Annotated in this window: 15 protein-coding genes; 4 read left to right on the top strand and 11 right to left on the bottom strand. The window is 65.5% G+C overall.

Going from position 1 to position 18,747, the window contains the following annotated elements:
- The first annotated feature begins 8 nt into the window (after window positions 1–8).
- Entirely contained in the window at window positions 9–2,339 is a 2,331-nt protein-coding gene (locus J5X93_RS12275) for a bifunctional diguanylate cyclase/phosphodiesterase (RefSeq protein WP_182940823.1), read from the top strand.
- A 43-nt stretch (window positions 2,340–2,382) separates the two neighbouring features.
- Here J5X93_RS12275 and J5X93_RS12270 read toward each other — a convergent pair whose 3' ends face one another.
- Window positions 2,383–3,519, bottom strand: a complete 1,137-nt coding sequence (locus J5X93_RS12270) for a glycerate kinase (RefSeq protein ID WP_090342741.1) — start codon at window positions 3,517–3,519, stop codon at window positions 2,383–2,385.
- A gap of 118 nt (window positions 3,520–3,637) precedes the next feature.
- A complete protein-coding gene (locus tag J5X93_RS12265) occupies window positions 3,638–4,735 on the bottom strand; it encodes a sugar diacid recognition domain-containing protein (protein WP_182940825.1) in 1,098 nt (365 codons plus the stop codon).
- A 162-nt stretch (window positions 4,736–4,897) separates the two neighbouring features.
- Here J5X93_RS12265 and J5X93_RS12260 point away from each other — a divergent pair, with 162 nt between their 5' ends.
- The 3 genes from J5X93_RS12260 to J5X93_RS12250 all read left to right on the top strand — a co-directional run bounded on the left by J5X93_RS12260 (window position 4,898) and on the right by J5X93_RS12250 (window position 8,963).
- Window positions 4,898–6,226, top strand: coding sequence for an MFS transporter (locus J5X93_RS12260; RefSeq protein WP_102081679.1), 1,329 nt, complete (start codon window positions 4,898–4,900; stop codon window positions 6,224–6,226).
- Window positions 6,227–6,327: 101 nt separating this feature from the next.
- A complete protein-coding gene (locus J5X93_RS12255) occupies window positions 6,328–7,860 on the top strand; it encodes an FAD-dependent oxidoreductase (RefSeq protein ID WP_182940827.1) in 1,533 nt (510 codons plus the stop codon).
- A 92-nt stretch (window positions 7,861–7,952) separates the two neighbouring features.
- Complete coding sequence (locus J5X93_RS12250; protein ID WP_043210809.1) at window positions 7,953–8,963, top strand: aldo/keto reductase; 1,011 nt, start codon at window positions 7,953–7,955, stop codon at window positions 8,961–8,963.
- A 56-nt stretch (window positions 8,964–9,019) separates the two neighbouring features.
- Here the strand turns inward: J5X93_RS12250 and J5X93_RS12245 are convergent, their stop codons facing one another.
- The 9 genes from J5X93_RS12245 to benC form a co-directional block, all read right to left on the bottom strand.
- The gene (locus J5X93_RS12245; protein ID WP_250034862.1) at window positions 9,020–10,102 is read right to left on the bottom strand and encodes a metal-dependent hydrolase; all 1,083 of its coding nucleotides are present in this window, start codon (window positions 10,100–10,102) and stop codon (window positions 9,020–9,022) included.
- 123 nt (window positions 10,103–10,225) lie between these two features.
- Window positions 10,226–11,476, bottom strand: coding sequence for an OprD family porin (locus J5X93_RS12240; protein WP_090342724.1), 1,251 nt, complete (start codon window positions 11,474–11,476; stop codon window positions 10,226–10,228).
- Between the two features lie 76 nt (window positions 11,477–11,552).
- Window positions 11,553–12,752 (bottom strand): benzoate/H(+) symporter BenE family transporter, encoded by a 1,200-nt coding sequence (locus J5X93_RS12235; protein WP_250034860.1) that lies wholly within the window; start codon window positions 12,750–12,752, stop codon window positions 11,553–11,555.
- 160 nt (window positions 12,753–12,912) lie between these two features.
- Window positions 12,913–13,839: a catechol 1,2-dioxygenase gene (gene catA / locus J5X93_RS12230; protein WP_043210803.1), complete on the bottom strand. Its 927-nt coding sequence runs from the start codon at window positions 13,837–13,839 to the stop codon at window positions 12,913–12,915.
- A 38-nt stretch (window positions 13,840–13,877) separates the two neighbouring features.
- On the bottom strand, window positions 13,878–14,168 hold the full coding sequence (catC, locus tag J5X93_RS12225) for a muconolactone Delta-isomerase (RefSeq protein WP_043210800.1): 291 nt from the start codon (window positions 14,166–14,168) through the stop codon (window positions 13,878–13,880).
- 129 nt (window positions 14,169–14,297) lie between these two features.
- Window positions 14,298–15,419, bottom strand: a complete 1,122-nt coding sequence (locus tag J5X93_RS12220; protein ID WP_090342718.1) for a muconate cycloisomerase family protein — start codon at window positions 15,417–15,419, stop codon at window positions 14,298–14,300.
- Window positions 15,420–15,448: 29 nt separating this feature from the next.
- Window positions 15,449–16,777 carry an MFS transporter gene (locus tag J5X93_RS12215; protein WP_090342715.1) on the bottom strand — a complete coding sequence of 443 codons (1,329 nt, stop codon included), beginning with the start codon at window positions 16,775–16,777 and terminating at the stop codon, window positions 15,449–15,451.
- A gap of 54 nt (window positions 16,778–16,831) precedes the next feature.
- Window positions 16,832–17,593: a 1,6-dihydroxycyclohexa-2,4-diene-1-carboxylate dehydrogenase gene (locus J5X93_RS12210; RefSeq protein ID WP_043210794.1), complete on the bottom strand. Its 762-nt coding sequence runs from the start codon at window positions 17,591–17,593 to the stop codon at window positions 16,832–16,834.
- A 95-nt stretch (window positions 17,594–17,688) separates the two neighbouring features.
- Complete coding sequence (gene benC / locus J5X93_RS12205) at window positions 17,689–18,699, bottom strand: benzoate 1,2-dioxygenase electron transfer component BenC (RefSeq protein WP_043210792.1); 1,011 nt, start codon at window positions 18,697–18,699, stop codon at window positions 17,689–17,691.
- Between the last annotated feature and the right edge of the window lie 48 nt (window positions 18,700–18,747).

Genomic DNA, 18,747 nt, shown 5'->3' with positions numbered 1-18,747 from the left:
CATCAGCTGTGATTCGCCGTTTCTTATCGTCCGCAGGGTTGCTTCCCCTACTGATACTGACGCTCTGCGCCATCACCCTCGCCTTCCTGTGGGGGCTGCATGTCACCCAGAAGGCCGCCTCGCGCCAGGATGCGCTGTCGGCCAAGGCCGCCGAGCACATGAACCTGGCCAGTATCGTCGCGCAGAACCTTGGCCAATTGGTGGACCGCGCCCAAGCGGTGGGCCGGGTGACACAGCACGACATGAAATCCCTGCGCCAGGGCAATCTGAGCCTGGCGCGGATCTTGGTCGAAGACCCAGCGTTCAAGCGCATGAGCCTGTATGACCGCCAGGGCCGGCTGCTCGCCTCCAGCCACGCCGACGAACCCCAGGCGCTGCCCCCGGATTGGCTCGACCAGCTCAAGGTGCGGGTTTCCCACGATGGCTTCAAACCCTTCATGCCCCACCTCGCGCCTTCAGACACCCCAACGTCCGGGCCCCACTGGCGCCTGCCGTTCATTCTGCCGCTGACCGACGTGCGCGGGCGGGAGATCGACAGCCTCCTGGTGGTACAGCTGGATGTCGGCTATCTCGCTGTCCTGCTCCAGCACATCGACCTAGGCCGCACCGGGTTGATGCGTGTGCTCCAGGACGATGGCCAGGAGCGCCTGCGCATCGACTCCAGCGGCGTGGTGATGACCGGCGACCGACTGATGCCGAACCTGCCCGAAACCGGTGAGGAGGCCGGCCTGCTCACCCAGTACAGCGTCGAGGGCGCCTACCAGAGCCTGTACCGGCGCGTGGCCAACCGGGGGTTCAGCGTGGTGGTGAGCCAGCAGCACGATGAGATCCTCGCCCCCTCGGCGCTGACCTACGCCCGCCAGTTCTGGCTGAACCTGAGCATGACCCTGATGATTCTCGCCAGCCTCGCCTGGAGCCTGCGCCTGCTGGGCAAGCGCCAGGAGGCCTTCAGCGCCCTGGAGCACGCCCAACGGGTCAACCAGCAACTGATCGGCCGCCTGGAGGATGAACATCGACGCAGCAGCCACGCCGCTGCTACCGACCACCTGAGCGGTTTGCACAATCGCCGACAATTCGTCGAAGTGGCGACCCAGGCCCTGGCCCGGCAACGGGGCAAGCGCCGATTGATGGCGATCCTGTTCATCGACATGGACCGCTTCAAATCGATCAACGACTCCCTCGGCCACAAGATCGGCGACCTGCTGCTACAGGCCGTGGCCGGGCGCATCCAGCGCCTGCTGGAACTCGGCGACGAGGCCTCGCGCTTTGGCGGGGACGAGTTCGTGGTGCTGCTGGCCGGCGAACGCGACGAGGAGCAGATCGACACCTGGGTGCGCGAGCTGGTCGCCAAGCTCTCTGCCACCTATGCCCTGGACGGCCAGGAGGTCAATACCAGCCCCAGTGTCGGGGTGAGCATCTGCCCGCGCGATGGTCAGGACATCGACACACTGATCCGCTGCGCCGACGCTGCGATGTACTCGGCCAAGCAGGCCGGGCGCGCCCAGTACCGCTTCTTCGACCCGTCCTTGAACCTTTCCGACATCCAGGCCTTCACCCTTGAGCAAGCCTTCGGCATCGCCCTGGCCGAACGCCAGTTCCTGCTCCATTTCCAACCCCAGATTCGCCTCGACACCCTGAAGGTGCAGGGCTACGAAGCGCTGGTGCGCTGGAACCACCCTGAGTTCGGCTTGCTTTACCCTGATCGCTTCATCGCCATGGCCGAGCGCAGTGGTTTCATCGTAGAGCTGGGCTGGGAGGTGCTGCGCCTTGCCTGCGAAGCGCTCGGCCGCTGGCAAGCCCAAGGGCGTGATGTGCGCCTGGCAGTCAATGTCTCGGCCTTGCAACTGCGCCAGATGGACTTCAGCGAGCGCTTGCTGGCCACGCTGCACGAGCATGCCATCGACGCACACCGGCTGGAGCTGGAAATCACCGAAACCACCGTGCTCGACCCCGAAGGCACCGCGCTGGACCACCTGCACCGCCTACGCCAGGCAGGCCTGGGCGTCAGCCTGGATGATTTCGGTCGAGGTTATGCAGGCTTTGCCCACCTGCATGCGCTGCCACTGACCAAACTCAAGATCGACCGTGCCTTGATCGCCCCGTTGTGCAATAGCCACGACGACAGCCCGATCGTCTCCTCCACCATCATCCTGGCCAAACGCCTGGGCCTGGAAGTGATCGCCGAGGGCGTGGAGACCCGCGAGCAGGTGGTGTGCCTGAAACTCGCCGGATGCGACAGCGCTCAGGGCTACCACTTCAGCCGGCCTCTGTCACCGGCGCAACTGCTGGAATACCCGCCCTTCAGTGGCGCCCGGGACAGCGCCTGTTGCAGCCTCTGACGGCGTCTCCTGCGTCCAGGCGACCCATCGCCGCGAATCGCGTTCAGTCCCGCGCCACCTGCCACAACCGGGCGACGTCAGTGGCCCGCGCTTGCAACAACTGCGCTGCCTGGGCGCACGCCTGTTCCAGGCTCATCGGCCCGCTGGCCAAGGCGAAGGCCGCATCGATGCCATGGGCATACAACTGCTGGTAGCCCTCGCCCAAAGTTCCGGCCAGCACCACCACAGGCACACCATGACGCTTGGCCACCCGGGCCACGCCCATCGGCGTCTTGCCGCGCAAGGTCTGGGCATCGAAGCGCCCTTCCCCGGTGATCACCAGATCCGCCCCCTGCACCAGCGCATCGAGCCCTGCCAGTTCTGCCACCACTTCAACCCCAGGGCGGAATTGCGCGCCCATGAAGGCCTTGGCCGCAAAGCCCATGCCGCCCGCCGCGCCACATCCGGGAAACTCACGCACATCGTCACCCAGCAATTGTGCGCACAGGTCGGCAAAATGCCCCAGGGCCTGGTCCAGTGCCTGCACCTGCGCGGGGCTTGCGCCCTTCTGCGGGCCAAAGATCGCCGAGGCGCCATTGGGGCCGCACAAAGGATTGTCGACATCGGCCGCCACCTCTACCTGAACCTCCGCCAGGCGGGGGTCCAGATCGCTGGCATCGATACGGGCCAGTCGGCCCAAGGCCAACCCGCCCTCCTCCAGTGCCTGACCGTCGGCATCCAGCAGGCGCAGGCCCAGGGCTCGCAGCATGCCGCTGCCGCCATCGTTGGTGGCGCTGCCGCCAATGGCCAGGACGATGCGCGTCGCACCGGCGGCCAACGCGGCGGCGATCAGCTCGCCAGTGCCCCAGGTGCTGCTGCGGCACGCATCACGCTGGTCGGTCGGCACCCGTTGCAAGCCACTGGCCTGGGCCATCTCGATGATCGCCGTACGGCTCTCGGCCAGCCAGCCCCAGCCGGCCTCGACGCTATGGCCCAGCGGCCCACGTACCACCTGGCGACGCAGCTCGCCATGGCTGGCGGCCAGGATCGCGTCCATGGTCCCCTCGCCTCCATCGGCCATGGGGCATTCGACCCGTTCGGCGTCCGGCCACACTTCGGCCAGGCCCGCACCGATAGCGCGGGCCACACCGGCAGCGTCGAGGCTGTCCTTGAACGAATCGGGGGCGATGACGACTTTCATGGGGATTCTCCTGTCCAGATACCCCGCATGCTGCCAGTTGTGGTGCAGCGGGGCCTCTGTCGAATGCACAAAAGCGTTGCGGTGTTGTTTGGGCGAATGCCTTTTTTGCCAGGGGGCATCACTGCGTCGGCAGCAGTTGCAAGCCCAGGTACAGGCTGAGCATCCCTTCAAGGCGCAACGGATCGACCTCGCTCACCTCGGCGATCCGCTCCAGGCGATACCTCAGGCTGTTGCGATGGATACCCAGGGCATCGGCGCAGGCCTGGCTCTGCCCGTCGTGGGCACACCAGGCGCGCAGGGTCGCAAGCAACTGCCCGCTGGCATCCTTGGCGCGGATGCGCTGCAAGGGCTCGAGCAGTTCGTCCAGCGCGTCATCGTTGCGATGGCGCCAGAGCAAGGCAGGCAGGCGGTAGCGCGATAGACTCAGCAGCCGTTCCTGAGGCAGGACCTCGCGCCCGTAGGCTAGCAGGTCGCGCACCCGCCGATAACCCCGGCGCAGTTGCTCCAGGCTCTGCGCCGTATTGCCCATGGCCAAGCGCTGGACCTGCCAGCCATGGCGATGAAGACGTTCGACCAGGCGCTGTTCATCCAGCGCGACGCCTGCAGGCCGACACCACAACAACGAATGCCGGGCCGGGCTGACGCACCAACTGTCGGGAAAACGACTCGTCAACCAGCCGGACAATGTCTCCGCGCTCGGCCCAGGCTCGAGTTCGAACAGGCACGGCACCCGAGGCAACTGGGGCTTGAGGCCCAACTGCTGGGCTTCATCGAGCAGCCGTGGGGAGTCGCTGCTGCCTCCGAGCAACAAGGCCAACAGGTCGTCGCAGCGCTGACGCCGCCACTGTTGCTCCACCTGCAAGTGGCGCTGGGCCAGGAGCATTTCGGCGGTCATGCGCACCAACTCGCCATAGGTACGCAACTGCTGCGGATCGCCCGTAAGCCCCAACACGCCGATCAGGCGGTCATCGAGCATCAGCGGCAGGTTCACCCCGGGCTGCACGCCCTTGAGGCACTTGGCGGCCTCCACATCCAGTTCGACGATCCGCCCGTTGGCCAACACCAATTGCGCGCCTTCATGGCGGGTGTTGATACGCTCCGGCTCGCCACTGCCCAGGATCAAACCCTGGCTGTCCATGACGTTGACGTTGCACGGCAGGATAGCCATCGCCCGGTCGACGATGTCCTGCGCCAGGTCGTGGTCCAGTTCGAACATTCAAGGGTCCTTGCGGTGGTAGGCTTTGGTCGCCGGCACAGCGCCCCGTGCCAGAAGCTGTGCAAAAGCACAAAGACAGCCGCGCCGCGCTCACCGAGACTCGTCGTGGCGAGCGCCGGAACCCGCGACGCCGCGACAACCATAAAAAAAGAGAATCCGATCATGGCACACAGCCCCGCCCCTGACCAAGGCAAAGACATCACCCGCGATGCGCTGTACCGGCGTATCACCGTGCGGCTGATTCCCTTCATCTTCATCTGCTACCTGTTCAACTACCTGGACCGCGTCAACGTCGGCTTCGCCAAGCTGCAAATGCTCGACGCCCTGAAGTTCAGCGAGACCGTCTACGGCCTGGGTGCCGGGATCTTCTTCATCGGCTACGTGCTGTGCGGCCTGCCCAGCAACCTGGCGCTCAACCGCTTCGGCCCGCGGCGCTGGATCGCACTGATGATGATCGCCTGGGGTACGCTCTCGACCTGCCTGCTGTTCGTCACCACGCCCACGGAGTTCTACGCCCTGCGCCTGCTCACCGGCGCCGCTGAGGCCGGCTTCTTCCCCGGCGTGGTCCTGTACCTTTCGCGCTGGTTCCCGGCGGACCGCCGCGGCCGCATCATGGCGCTGTTCATGTCGGCGATCCCGGTCTCGGGGCTGCTGGGCGGGCCGTTCTCCGGCTGGATCCTCGATCACTTCGCCGCAGGCCAGCACGGCCTGGCCGGCTGGCAGTGGATGTTCCTGATCCAGGGCGTGCCTACCGTGGTGCTGGGCATCCTCGCCGTGCTGCTGCTCAGCGACGGTTACCAGAAAGCCGCCTGGCTGAGCCCGGCCGAGCGCCAGGTGATCGAGGCCGACCTCAAGGCCGATGCCGCTAGCAAGCCCACCACCCAGGGTGACGGTGTGTTGGCCGTGCTCACCAATCCGCTGGTCTGGACCTTCGGCTTCGTCTACTTCTGCATCCAGAGCGGCGTGTACGCCATCAACTTCTGGCTGCCCTCGATCATCAAGAACCTGGGCTTCGACAATCCGCTGCTGATCGGCTGGCTGAGCGCCATCCCCTACCTGCTGGCCGGTGTGTTCATGATCGTCGTCGGGCGTTCGGCGGACCTGCGCAACGAGCGGCGCTGGCACCTTGTGGTGCCGATGCTGATGGGTGCGCTCGGTCTGTTGATCGCGGTGAATTTCGCCCAGAGCCCGACCATCGCCATCCTGGGCCTGTCAATCGCTACCATGGGCGCGCTGACCGGGCTGCCGATGTTCTGGCCGATGCCGACCGCCCTGCTCAGTGCCAGCGCTGCCGTAGCGGGCCTTGCGATCATCAACTCGGTGGGTCAGATGGCTGGTTTCCTGAGCCCCTACCTGGTCGGCTTCATCAAGGACCAGACAGGCTCCACCGACGCTGCGCTCTATTCGCTGGCCGCGCTGATCGTGTTCGGCAGCCTCGTGGCCCTGCGTGCGACCCGTGCCGGCGCGCTGAGCGCTGCCCGCGCCAACTGAAGCTGTTCGGGGGCGCTTCGGCGCCTCCGATCGTCGGTCTGTTGCATCCCCGGCTCGGCGAAGGCGTCAAATGAACCTGAACGGTTCTACGGAGACGCCCCATGACCCAGCACAGCGTGGCCCGCCTCGAACAGCTCGACGACCACACGCCTTTGCGCGTCCAGGCTGGCAGCGAAGAAGTCATCCTGATCCGTCAGGGCGACTTGGTGCATGCCTACCAGGCCCATTGTCCCCATGAAGGCGCGCCGCTGGACGAAGGTGCCCTGTGTGGCGGGTTGCTGGTGTGCCCTTGGCACAAGGCGGCGTTCGCCGTGGACGAAGGCGCGGTCTGCGAGCCTCCGGCCCTGGCCGACCTGCGGCGTTATCCCGTGCAGGTGAAAAACGGCGAGATCCTGGTCGACGACCAGCCGCTGCCCAGGGCCAACCCTCCCCGGCACAGCGACGCCCGCTGCTTTGCCGTGATAGGCGCGGGTGCGGCTGGCAGCGCGGCGGTGGCAACCCTGCTCAGCCATGGTTTCGGCGGCCGTCTGGTGTGGATCGACCAGGAACAGCACCCTGCCTACGACCGCACGTCCTTGAGCAAATTCGTCATCGCCGGGCAGATGGCCCCCGACGAAGTCCCCGCCCTGCTCGAGCCTGACGCCCTGCGCCAGGGCCATCTGGAGCGCTGGCACGCCAAGGTGCGGGCGCTGGATGTCGCCAAGCGCCAAATCCTGCTGGCCGACGGCAAGCGCCTGGATTACGACGCGGCCCTGGTGGCCACCGGGGGCAAACCCAAACGCCCGGACCTTCCCGGCGCCCAGTTGCCTGGCATCTGCTTGTTGCGCTCCCGGGACGACGCCGCACGCCTGCTCGATGCCGCCGAACCGGGCCAGCCGGTGGTCATCGTCGGCGACGGCTTTATCGGCCTGGAGGCGGCTTCGGCCCTGCGCAAGTACGGCGCGCAAGTGCATGTGGTCAGCCGCCATGAAATCCCCCTGGCCAGGCAGCTCGGCGAACGTATCGGCCGCACCCTGCGCGAGCTGCACGAGCTCAAGGGTGTGGTGTTCCATGGACCGACGGAGGTCGAACGCTTCGAAGGCACCGACCACGTCCAGACCGTGGTGCTGGCCAATGGCGAGCGCCTGGATACCGCGCTGGTGCTGCTGGGAGTGGGCGTCAGACCGGCCACCGGTTTCGTGCAGGGCCTGGAGCTGGCAGACGATCAGTCCTTGCCGGTGGACGCCGAGCTGCACGCCGCCGAAGGGCTCTGGGCCGCCGGCGACATCGTCACCTTCCCCTTGGCCGGCCGCCCCGTGCGCATCGAGCACTGGCGACTGGCCGAACAGCACGGCGTGATCGCCGCCGCCAACATGCTCGGTGAGCAGCGCCGTTACGACGACGTGCCGTTCTTCTGGACCTACCAACACGGACGCACCTATGAAGTGCTCGGTCATGGGCAGCACTGGAACCGTATCGAGTATGTGGGTGAACCGGAGAAAGGCGATTTCATTGCCCTGCAATGCATCGACGATCAGGTCGAAGCCGTGATCGCCAAAGGCTACGCCCGCGCCATGGCGGTACTGTCGCAACGGATGAAACGCCCCTTGAACAGTCGCGAGGCGCGGGAACTGATCGATGCCTGGCCGGGCTGAGCCTGCACGTGCCCTGTGGCCAGCCGGATCCTTTCAATGGCAGGTGGATGTGTGTAAAACAGCCCTACACTCCTCGAGACAAGGCGCCGCGCATGATCTACCGCCCCCTCGGCCACAGTGGCCTTCAGGTTTCCGCCCTCACCCTTGGCAGCATGATGTTCGGCGAACAGACCAGCACCGAGGACTCGCTGCGCATCATCGACAAGGCCTGGGACCAAGGCATCAACTTCATCGACACCGCTGACGTTTACAACGCCGGGCGCTCCGAAGAGATCGTCGGCGAGGCCGTGGCCCGCCATCGCCAGGACTGGATCGTCGCCTCCAAGGCCGGTTTCGGCCCGGCAGAAGGCTTGCCCAACCGCAGTGGGCTCTCGCGCAAGCACCTGTTCAATGCCATCGAGGCCTCGCTCACGCGTATGGACCTGGACTACCTGGACATCTACTACCTGCACCGCGAAGACCACAAGGTGCCCCTGGAAGAGACGGTGCGGGCCATGGGCGACCTGCTGCAACAAGGCAAAATCCGCTATTGGGGCGTGTCCAACTTCCGCGGCTGGCGCATCGCCGAGCTGTGCAACCTGGCCGAACGCCTGGGTGTGGCCAAGCCGGTGGTGAGCCAGCCTTTGTACAACATCGTCAACCGCCAGGCCGAGCCCGAGCAACTGACTGCAGCCGCCTACCATGGCCTGGGTGTAGTGCCGTTCAGCCCGCTGGCCCGAGGCGTGCTCAGCGGCAAGTACGCGCCGGGTGCCGAGCCTGCGGCTGGCAGCCGCGCTGCGCGCCAGGACAAACGCATCATGGAAGTAGAGTGGCGCCAGGAATCGCTGGCCATCGCCCAGAAAATCCAGGCCTACGCCCAGGCCAAAGGGGTCGGGATCGTGGAGTTCGCCATTGCCTGGGTGCTGAACAACCAACTGGTCAGTTCGGCGATCGTCGGACCGCGCACCGAGGCGCAGTGGGACACCTATGCCGGTGCGCTGGAGGTGAAGATCACCGCCGAGGACGAAGCCTTCATCGATTCGCTGGTCACCCCGGGGCATGCCTCGACGCCCGGGTTCAACGATGTGGCGCATTTCGTCACCGGGCGCCTGGCTCGCCCATAGGCGTTGGGCGCGCGCAGCCCCCACTGCAATCCCTCAGCCTCGGGCGATGGCAAGGCTCAACGCCCCGCCTCGCGTTGCCCTAGGTATTTCTCGGTCCAGGCCGCCAGCGGCAGCGGAGGCTGCTGCTGGACAATGCGCCGCCAGATCAGCGCGAGGTCCTCGCCGTTGAACATCGAGCCCACGCCATCGCCCAGCCACAGGGTCGGCGTCACCGCGTTCCAGCGCCCGGTACTGTCCCGGCTGGCCATTTGGAAGCGGAAGGTGTAGTTGCCTGGGATGCCCATGCGCAGGTCGGTCACCACCAAGGCATTGCCCACCCTGTCGTAGCGCAGCCAATCATCGGTGAACCAACGCAGTCGCTCGTGCAGCGGCATGCCACGCAGTACCTGGGCGGCCTCCAGGTTCAGCGACTGGCGCTGCATTTCCGGCGGTTCCTGGTCAAAGGCGCTGCTGATGCCTTCGTAGTACTGGCCATCCGGGGTTTTGGCCAATACCCGCCAGACCAAGCTGTTGAAGGCGATGGGCACGGCGCGCACGTGGGTCACGGCAATGCCCTGCTCATCGAGGGCGAGCGCAAAACGCTGTTCGGCCGCCATGCGCCCGGCCAGCCCATAGCCCAGGTAAGCGGTGCTGAACGCCAAGGCCACGCCTAGCACGGTGACAGCATTGCCACTCATGCCTTTGAACGCCGCGTACAGCACAGCGCCGAGCAAGGGCAAGGTGTACACAGGATCGATGATGAACACCGCCGCCCAACTCTGCGGGGTCAGGTGCAGGGGCCAGAACAACTGGGTGCCGTAAACGGTGAAGGCATCGAGTATCGGATGAGTCACCAACACTAGCCAGAACGCCAGGAACACCCGCGGTAGGCGGTAGCCTTTGTCGGGCCAGCGCCTTCGGGCGACCGCGCTGACCAGCCAGGCCAGGGCCGCCGCCAGGGCGGTGAGGACGAAGAGGGAGTGGGAAAAGCCTCGGTGGTAAGTCATCTGCGACACCGGGTCGGCATAGCGGATCAGCACGTCGAGGTCCGGCAAGGTGCCCAGGGCCGCGCCGTACAACAACGAACGACGCCCCTGGATACGCCCCAGCACCGCGCCTTGGAGGGCGGCGCCGAGGACAGCTTGGGTCAGTGAGTCCAAGGTGAAAGTCCCTGATCGGTGTTTTTCAGGAACCTACCCTCATTCACCGTACTCGCCAAGGGGCGGCTGCGCAGCCTATCGCAGGCTGCACCTGGGCCTTGCGTCGTAGAGGCTCAAGAAGGCTTACAGCAGTTGCCAGGTATACACCAGGATCAAGCGGTTCTCATCGATGTCACTGCGGTAGTTGGAGCGTGCCATGGCATTGCGCACGCGAATCCCCAAGCCTTTGAACAGCCCGCCCTGCACCGCGTAACCAAGATCCAGGTCGCGCTCGCGGTCCTTGCCCTCGTAGCCTTGGCCGGTGTCGACGTTGTTGCCGGTGATGTAGCGCACCGTGGCCGTCAGTCCAGGGATACCCATCGCGGCGAAGTTGTAGTCGTAACGCACCTGGTAGGAACGCTCGTCGGTGTAGGCGAACTCGTACGTCGGCACTTCATTGCCCAGCGGCGAGATGTTGGCGAATACCCGAGGGAACGGGCTGTCGCCATAGATCCCCTGATAGCCGACATGGAAGCTATGCCCGCCCTGCCGGGCGGTGAGCATCGAAAAGAACGCCTGGTTGTCGATGTTGCCCAGCAGCGCATCACCGTCCTCGCGGGCGGTGAAGTAGCCCAGATTGGCGCTGAGCACCCAGTCGCCGAGCGGCTTGCTGTGCTTGAGGCCAATGAAGCCCTGTTCGTAGATGTCCTGCAGTTGGCCGTACCAGAGGCTGGCGCTGCTTTGGTTGTCGTTGAAGGCATAGTCGCCACCGAGGTAGTTGAAGGCGTCGCTTTGTGCCTGGCGCATGGGCACATGCCCGAGCATGGCGATCATCTTGTCGTCACCGGCCTCGTTACGCAGGTGGCTGGAGGTCAGGTGTCCGGCCTGCAGGGTCAGGCCGGTCAGTTCGCCGGAGCTGAGGCTCACACCTTGGTAGGTCGGCGGCAGCAGGCGAATGTCGCTGAACGTCAGCACTGGCAGGTTGGGCTGAAGTTCGCCGAACCTCAGTTCGGTCTTGGACAGACGCGCCTTGAAGGTCGGCGCCAGGCGGCTGTATTCGTCCGCGGCGCGGCCATCGCTGTGAACCGGCAACAACCCGGTATTGACCCGGTCAGGGCTGCTGTCGAGCTTGATGCCCAGCAAGCCCAGGGCGTCCAGGCCGAACCCCACCGTGCCGGGGGTGTAGCCCGACTTGAAGTCGAGGATGAAACCCTGGGCCCACTCCTGGGCCTTCGATTGCTGATTGGCCCCGACGATATCCGAATAGTCGCGGCTGAAGTAATAGTTGCGGGCGCTCAGGCTGGCCTTGGCATCCTCGAAAAAGCCGTTTTCCGCGGCCAGCAGGGGTTGGCTGAGCAAGGTGATGCCCAGGGCGACACAAGGGGTGTGGTTCATTCCGAAGCTCTCTTTGATCTTGTTTTTATGGGTAAAGCGCTGGGAACGCGTGGGTCTTGAGTGATGCCTCTCCTCTTCAGCGGGCGCGGCGCAAGGCCGCTTGAACAAGGGGGCGACGCAGGCGTGGCAAGACGTGGGCGGCAAGACCGAACAACAAACCCCAGAACGGCGCCGACAACCCCAGGTAGGACACACCGGAGGCCGTCACCAGGAAAGTGAACAACCCCGCGTCGCGTTCGCCCGGTTCGGACAGGCTCCTGACCAGGGCCTCACTGATCGCGCCGTACAAGGCCAGGCCTGCCAGCGCGGAAATGAGCGCGGCGGGAAAGGCCGCGAACAGCGACATCAAGGTAGCGCCGGCGATACCCAGCAGCAGGTACAGCACGCTGCCGGATACTGCCGCCACATAGCGCCTGCGTGGGTCCTCATGGGCTTCGCGCCCGGTGCACAGGCTCGCGGTGACCGCCGCAAGGTTCAGTCCATGGCAGCCAAAGGGCGCGAGCAACGCCCCCCCTACGGCACTGGCGCTGATCAGCGGGCTCGCCGGCACGCTGTAACCGGCATTGCGCAGTACCGCCATGCCCGGCATGAACTGCCCGGTCAGGGCCACCAGCACCATGGGCAGCGCCAGGCTGAACAGGGCTGCAACACTGAACTGCGGTGCGATCAAGCGTGGCGAGGCCAGCTCCAGCACCAACGCATCACTGCGAAACTGCCCGCTCAGTAGCGTGACAAGCGCACCGACCAGCAGCACCATCGCCACCGCATAGCGCGGCTGGCGCGCGCGCATCAGCACATAGGTGGCGAACATAGCCAGCACCAACATTGGCTGTGCCGGTAACGCGCGGAACACCTCGGCCCCGAAACTGAACAGAATCCCAGCCTGCATGCCGGCGGCAATGGAGCCTGGCAGGCGAGCGATGATGCGGTCGAAGGCGCCGCTGATGCCGATCACCAGCAACACCAGGTTCGCCACCAGATAGGCGCCGATGGCCTGTTCCAGCCCCAACTGCGGCAAGGCGGTGACCAGCAGCGCCGAGCCCGGGATCGACCAGGCGATCACCACCGGCACCCGATAGCGCAGGCTCAGCAGCGCCCCCAGCAGCGCGCTGCCCATGGACACCGCCCAGACCCATGAGGACAGCACCGCGTGGGGCAAGCCGGCTGCCTCGGCGGCATGGAAGATGATGACCAGTGGCCCGGCATAGGAAATCATCGTTGCGATCATGCCGGCGACGATGGCCGACACGGAGCAATCCTTGAACAGGTCTTTCATGGGACCTCTCGCAAGCGCTGGCCGGCCTTGATGGCTGGCACTTGTTTTGTGTTGACTGCATCGCAGGCTGGCGTTGCGTGTGCGATGCGTTCTTCACGAGTAAGCCCGCCCACCGTCCCTGTGGGAGCGGGTTTACCCGCGAAGGGGACACCTCGGGGTATCAGCCCTGCTGCAATGCCCGCGGCCGTCCGCTGCGCTGCTCTGCCTCGCTGTCCACAGCCTTCTGCAGTTGGAAATCGAACGTGAGCTCGGCATACCGCCCCTGTACACCCCGCGCGCCGTCCTCGCGGAACTTGATCTCGCCGACCAGCCCATCACGGGTGGCGTAGGCGAAGTCGTCCCACAGGTACTGGTCACCGGCCAGGTTGATCTGGGTGGTCAGGTGGCGATGGCCCGGCGCAGAAATGAAGAAGTGGATGTGCGCCGGGCGCTGGCCGTGGCGGCCGAGCAAGTCCAGGCATTCCTGGGTCGGGCCCTGCGGGTCGCAGCCGTAGCCCGAAGGCACGATGCTGCGTGCGCGGTAGCGGCCCTGGGCGTCGGTGACGATGCGCCGGCGCAGGTTGTACTGCGACTGGCTCTGGTCGAAGAACGAGTAGGTGCCGCGGGTGTTGGCATGCCACAAATCGACCGTGGCGCCGGCCACCGGCTGGCCGTTCGGGTCGAGCACCTGGCCTTCGAGGAACATCACCGTGGCCACGCCCTCCTCGCTACCGTCGTCCATGCGCACTTCGCCTTCAGCAATAGGCGCACCGGCGACATACAGCGGGCCTTCGATGGTGCGCGGGGTGCCCCCGGTCAAGCCGGCCTGGGCGTCCTTGGCGTCTTGCAGCAGGTCGAGGAAATGCTCAAGACCCAGGCCTGCCACCAGCAGCCCGGCCTCGCCTCGCCCGCCCAGGCGGTTGAGGTAGTCGACGGCGAGCCAGAACTCGTCCTCGGTGATCTCCAGGTCCTCGATCAGGCGCGCGGTATCCTGCAGCACGCGCTGGATGATGCGCTTGATGCGCGGGCTGCCATCATCGTTACCGAAGCCGGCCGCTTCTTCGAAGAACTTCTGGATATCGGCAGTGTGGGAAATCTTCACGGTCATGGTGCGTACCTCATCTTGTTCTTGTGCAAGGGTTCGAATCAGCGATCGTCGCTGTGGATCGACGAGGGGTGGCGGCACAGGCCGTCGACCTCGATGTCCATGTAGGGAAACAGCGGCAGTTGCATCAGGGTGTCGTGCAGGGCCTCGACGCTGGGCACGTCGAATACGCTGTAGTTGGCGTAGTGGCCGGCAATACGCCACAAATGGCGCCAGGTGCCCTCGCGTTGCAGACGCTGGGCCAGTTCCCTTTCATCGGCCTTGAGTTGCGCGGCCTTGGCCGGGTCCATGTCGACCGGCAGCTTCACGGTCATCTTCACGTGGAACAGCATGGGATTCTCCTTGAGTCTGGTTAAGTCGTTGCGGGCGCGGCTTTAGCCGCGAACACCGGCACAGCCGGTGCTATCCACCGCGTTGTCTGCTTCGCGGCTTAAGCCGCACCCACAGGGTCGTGCGTTTTTTCAGCGGCGGGCGAAGCGCGCCAGGCGGGCTTCGTCCAGGGTCAGGCCCAGGCCCGGGGTGCGCGGCACATGCAACTGGAAGTCGCGGTACTCCGGCGCCTGGGTGACGATTTCCTCGGTCAGCAGCAACGGCCCGAACAGTTCGGTGCCCCAGGTGATCTGGCGCAGGGTGAGGAACGCGTGGGCCGAGGCCAGGGTGCCGATCGCGCCTTCGAGCATGGTTCCGCCATACAGGGCGATACCGGCGGCTTCGGCGATCTGCGCGGTGCGCAGCACGGCGCGTGGGCCACCGTTCTTGGCGATCTTCAGGGCGAAGATGCTGGCGGCGCCGTCGGCGGCCAGGCTGAACGCATCCTCGACGCTTTCGATCGACTCATCGGCCATGATCGGCGCCGGGCTGCGCTGGTTCAGGCGGACCTGGCCGGCGCGGTTGATACGCGAGATCGGCTGCTCGATCAGATCGATACCGTTGTCGCCCAGCACCTGGCAGGCACGGATGGCCTGGGACTCGTCCCAGTACTGGTTGACATCGACCCGCACGCTGGCCCGCTCGCCCAGGGCACGCTTGATTGCCACCACGTGCTTGAGGTCCTGCTCCACCGGGTTGGCGCCGATCTTGAGCTTGAACACCCGGTGGCGACGTGCCTCGAGCATGTGCTCGGCCTCGGCGATGTCGCGTGCGGTGTCGCCGCTGGCCAGGGTCCAGGCCACTTCCAGGCTGTCGCGCACCCGCCCGCCGAGCAGTTCGCTGACCGGCAGTCCCAGGCGTTTGCCCTGGGCGTCGAGCAACGCGCTCTCGATGCCGGATTTAGCAAAGGTGTTGCCCTTGGCCAGCTTGTCGAGCTTGAGCATGGCGGCGTTGATGTTGTCTGCCGGCAGGCCGATCAACGCCGGTGCCAGGTGCGCGTCGATGTTGGCCTTGATGCCTTCGGGGCTTTCGTAGCCGTAGGCCAGCCCGCCGATGGTGGTGGCCTCGCCGATGCCCTCCACGCCGTCGCTGCAGCGCAGGCGCAGGATCACCAAGGTCTGCTGCTGCATCGTATGCATCGCCAGCTTGTGCGGGCGGATGGTCGGCAGGTCGACGATGATCGCCTCCAGCCGGTCGATAGTCGGGCTTGTCATGCAAGGCCTCCAGTTGAGTCAGTGAACGGTCAGGCCTGGGCAGGCGCGGTCAGGCCGTGGCGCCGGCCGCTGGCCAGGTGCACGGCCATGGCCAGCGCGGCAATGGCACCAGGGATGGCAAATGCGATGAAGTTCAATTGCAGCGGCAGGTTGATGCCCATCAGCGCACCCCCCAGCAGCGGGCCGACAATGGCGCCATTGCGGCCGATACCCGACGCCCAGCCCAGCCCCGTGGAGCGCACCGACAGGCCGTAAAGCTGGGCGGCGCCGGCATACAGCAGGATCTGCGTGCCGATGGTGGTGGCGCCGGCGATGAAGATCAGCCCATAAAGCACCGGCATTGGGCTGTTCACGCCCAGAAGACTGATGGACAAGGCCGCAGCCAAGAAGAACGCCACCTTGACCTTGACCAGGTTGTAGCGGTCCCCCAGCCAACCACCGAAGATCGCCCCGGCCATGCCACCAAAGTTCAGCGCCAGTAGGAACGACAGGCTCGAGCCCAGGCTGTAGCCGGCATTGGCCATCAGCTTTGGCAGCCAGGAGCTCAGCGCATACACCATCAGCAGACAGCAGAAGAACGCCAGCCACAGCGCCAGGGTGCGCACCGCCAGGCCCTCGCGGAACAACGCCGCCACTGAAGCGCCCTTGGCCTTGCGCTCCGAGACCTGCAGTACATCGTCCGTCTGCACATCGCAGTCAGGATCCACACGCTTGAGCAGCGCACGTGCGTCCTTCACGCGGCCCTGGCGCACCAGAAAGCCGATGGACTCCGGCAGGTAGTAGAGGATCACCGGCAACAGCAGCAGCGGCAGCGCTGCGGCAAAGAACATCGACTCCCAGCCAAAGCGCGGCAGCAAGTAGATGCCGACGCCTGCCGAGAGCATGCCGCCCAGGGAGTACCCGCTGAACATGACCGCCACCAGGGTGCTGCGCAGGCGCTTGGGCGCGTATTCGTTCATTAGCGCCACGGCGTTGGGCATCAGCCCGCCGCAGCCGAGCCCGGCGATAAAGCGGTAGATACCGAATTCGCCAGGGCTGCTGGCAAAGCCATTGAGGATGGTCGCCCCGGAAAACAGCGCAAAGCACAGGGCAATGCCTTTCTTGCGGCCGATGCGGTCGGCCAGGCTGCCGAACGCCAGGGCGCCGAACATCATGCCGAACAGCGCATAGCTGCCCAGGGCACCGGCCTGCAACGGGGTCAGGCCCCACTCTTTCATGATGACCGGCAGGACCACGCCGTAAATGAACAGGTCATAGCCGTCGAAGATCAGCAGCAGGCCGCACCAGGCCATGACCATCCAGTGAAAGGGCGTGAAGCGTGCGTTGTCGATGATCGCTTGGACGTCGAGGGTTCGCATGGCATCTATCTCTGTTGTTTTTGTTGTGTGAAGAAAACCTTGCCGCAGGCGATCTCAGCCGAGATCGCCACCACCGACCGGCAACGTGACGCCGGTGATGTAGGAGGCCTCGTCGGAGGCCAGGAACAGGATCGCGCCGACCTGCTCGTCGATGGTTCCGTAGCGCTTCATCAGGCTGCTGGCGACGGTCTGGTCGACGATCTGCTGGTACCAGGCCTTTTCCTGCTCGCTCTGCTCGGTGCTGTTACGCGGGATGCGCCGCGGTGGCGCCTCGGTGCCGCCCGGAGCGGTGGCATTGACGCGCACCCCACGGCCGGCGGTTTCGAACGCCAGGCAGGCGGTCAGCGCGTTGACGCCGCCTTTGGCTGCGCCATAGGGCACGCGGTTGACGCCACGGGTGGCAATGGAGGAAACGTTGACGATGGCGCCGCTGCCGCGCTCGAGCATGTACGGCAGCGCCGCATGACAGCACCACAGGGTCGGGAACAGCGAGCGCCGCACTTCGGCCTCGATCTGCTCGACCGCGTAGTGCTCGAACGGCTTGGCCCAGATGGTCCCGCCGACGTTGTTGATCAGGATGTCGAGACGGCCGAAGGTCGCCACGGCCTCAGCCATCACCTGGGCGCAGTCAGTGTGCTGCTCCAGATCGGCGATGAGGGTCAGCACGCCCTCCCCGGCCAGCTCGTGGACCAGCTCGGAGCGGTCCACCGCAACCACCTGGGCGCCCTCGGCCTTGAGCCGCCAGCACACGCCACGGCCGATGCCTTGGGCGGCGCCGGTGACCAGGGCGACCTTGCCTTGGAATCTGTTGTTCATCTGCACTTCTCCGATGCGCCGCTGCCACAGCGTTCGCGGACGAAATAAAAAGGGGGCCGCCCTCACCCGCACGATGCGGGCAGCCCCGTGAAACCTCAGGCCGCCGCCGCGAACTTCTCGTAGTAGAAGTTCGCCGGCGTGATGCCTTGCTCGCGGATGTACTGGCTGACCGCCTCGACCATCGGTGGCGGCCCGCACAGGTACACGTCCACGTCGCCGTCATTGAGGTGGCGTGGGTCGATGTGCTGGGTCACGTAACCCTTTTGTGGGTACTGGCTGTCGGGGTTGGCCACGCAGGCGCTGAAGGTGAAGTTGGGAATCTGCGCGGCGAAGGCCTGCAGGCGGTCCAGCTCGACCAGGTCGAAGTCGTTGGTGACCCCGTAGATCAGATGCAGCGGATGCTCGCTGCCCTGCTCGGCGATCTTCTCCAGCATCGCCGTGAACGGTGCCAGGCCGGTGCCACCGGCCAGCAGCAACAGAGGCCGCTGGATCGGGCGCAGGTAGAAGCTGCCCAGAGGGCCGGCCAGGGTCATCTGGTCGCCCGCCTTGGCTAGGCTCGTGAGGAAACTGCTCATCAGGCCACCCGGCACATTGCGGATCAGGAAACTGACCTCGCCGTCCTTTTGCAGCGAACTGAACGAGTAGGCGCGGGTCTGTTCGCTGCCCGGCACCTTGAGGTTGACGTACTGCCCCGGCAGGAACGCCAGACGGTTCAACGCCTCGCCCTTGATCGACAAGGCAATGGTGCTTTCGGACAACTGCCGCACATCGGCGATGGTGGCCTCGAAGCTGGCCTGCTCGGTCTTGCACAGCTGCGAGGACGCCGGAACGCGGATCACGCATTCGCTCAACGCACGCATCTGACAGGTCAGGACATAACCCTGGGCGATCTCGTCCTCGTTCAGGGCGTCTTCGATGAAGTTGTCGCCCAAGTCGTAGCGCCCGGCCTCGGCCTGGCACTTGCAGGTGCCACAGGCACCGTCGCGGCAGTCCAGCGGGATGTTGATGCCTTGGCGGTAGGCGGCATCGGCGACGGTTTCGTGGCCGTCGGCCTGGATGAAACGGGTGACCCCGTCTTCGAAATTCAGTGCGATCTGGAAGCTCATGGCGTACCTCCGGGGCGAGCCTGGCCGCGGCGCGCCTTGCGGCACCCC

The organism is Pseudomonas sp. BYT-1, from assembly GCF_023611805.1.
In the GTDB taxonomy this organism is placed as follows: domain Bacteria; phylum Pseudomonadota; class Gammaproteobacteria; order Pseudomonadales; family Pseudomonadaceae; genus Aquipseudomonas; species Aquipseudomonas guariconensis.
The sequence above is the reverse complement of the archived record's forward strand: the minus strand, read 5'-3'. Positions and strand labels throughout refer to the sequence as shown.

Bases quoted from the DNA above. Each gene is read 5' to 3' on its own strand.
- J5X93_RS12270 (WP_090342741.1), bottom strand. From the start codon at position 3,519: ATGAAAGTCGTCATCGCCCCCGATTCGTTCAAGGACAGCCTCGACGCT.
- J5X93_RS12265 (WP_182940825.1), bottom strand. From the start codon at position 4,735: ATGTTCGAACTGGACCACGACCTGGCGCAGGACATCGTCGACCGGGCG.
- J5X93_RS12260 (WP_102081679.1), top strand. From the start codon at position 4,898: ATGGCACACAGCCCCGCCCCTGACCAAGGCAAAGACATCACCCGCGAT.
- J5X93_RS12255 (WP_182940827.1), top strand. From the start codon at position 6,328: ATGACCCAGCACAGCGTGGCCCGCCTCGAACAGCTCGACGACCACACG.
- J5X93_RS12250 (WP_043210809.1), top strand. From the start codon at position 7,953: ATGATCTACCGCCCCCTCGGCCACAGTGGCCTTCAGGTTTCCGCCCTC.
- J5X93_RS12240 (WP_090342724.1), bottom strand. From the start codon at position 11,476: ATGAACCACACCCCTTGTGTCGCCCTGGGCATCACCTTGCTCAGCCAA.
- J5X93_RS12235 (WP_250034860.1), bottom strand. From the start codon at position 12,752: ATGAAAGACCTGTTCAAGGATTGCTCCGTGTCGGCCATCGTCGCCGGC.
- catA (WP_043210803.1), bottom strand. From the start codon at position 13,839: ATGACCGTGAAGATTTCCCACACTGCCGATATCCAGAAGTTCTTCGAA.
- catC (WP_043210800.1), bottom strand. From the start codon at position 14,168: ATGCTGTTCCACGTGAAGATGACCGTGAAGCTGCCGGTCGACATGGAC.
- J5X93_RS12220 (WP_090342718.1), bottom strand. From the start codon at position 15,419: ATGACAAGCCCGACTATCGACCGGCTGGAGGCGATCATCGTCGACCTG.
- J5X93_RS12215 (WP_090342715.1), bottom strand. From the start codon at position 16,777: ATGCGAACCCTCGACGTCCAAGCGATCATCGACAACGCACGCTTCACG.
- J5X93_RS12210 (WP_043210794.1), bottom strand. From the start codon at position 17,593: ATGAACAACAGATTCCAAGGCAAGGTCGCCCTGGTCACCGGCGCCGCC.
- benC (WP_043210792.1), bottom strand. From the start codon at position 18,699: ATGAGCTTCCAGATCGCACTGAATTTCGAAGACGGGGTCACCCGTTTC.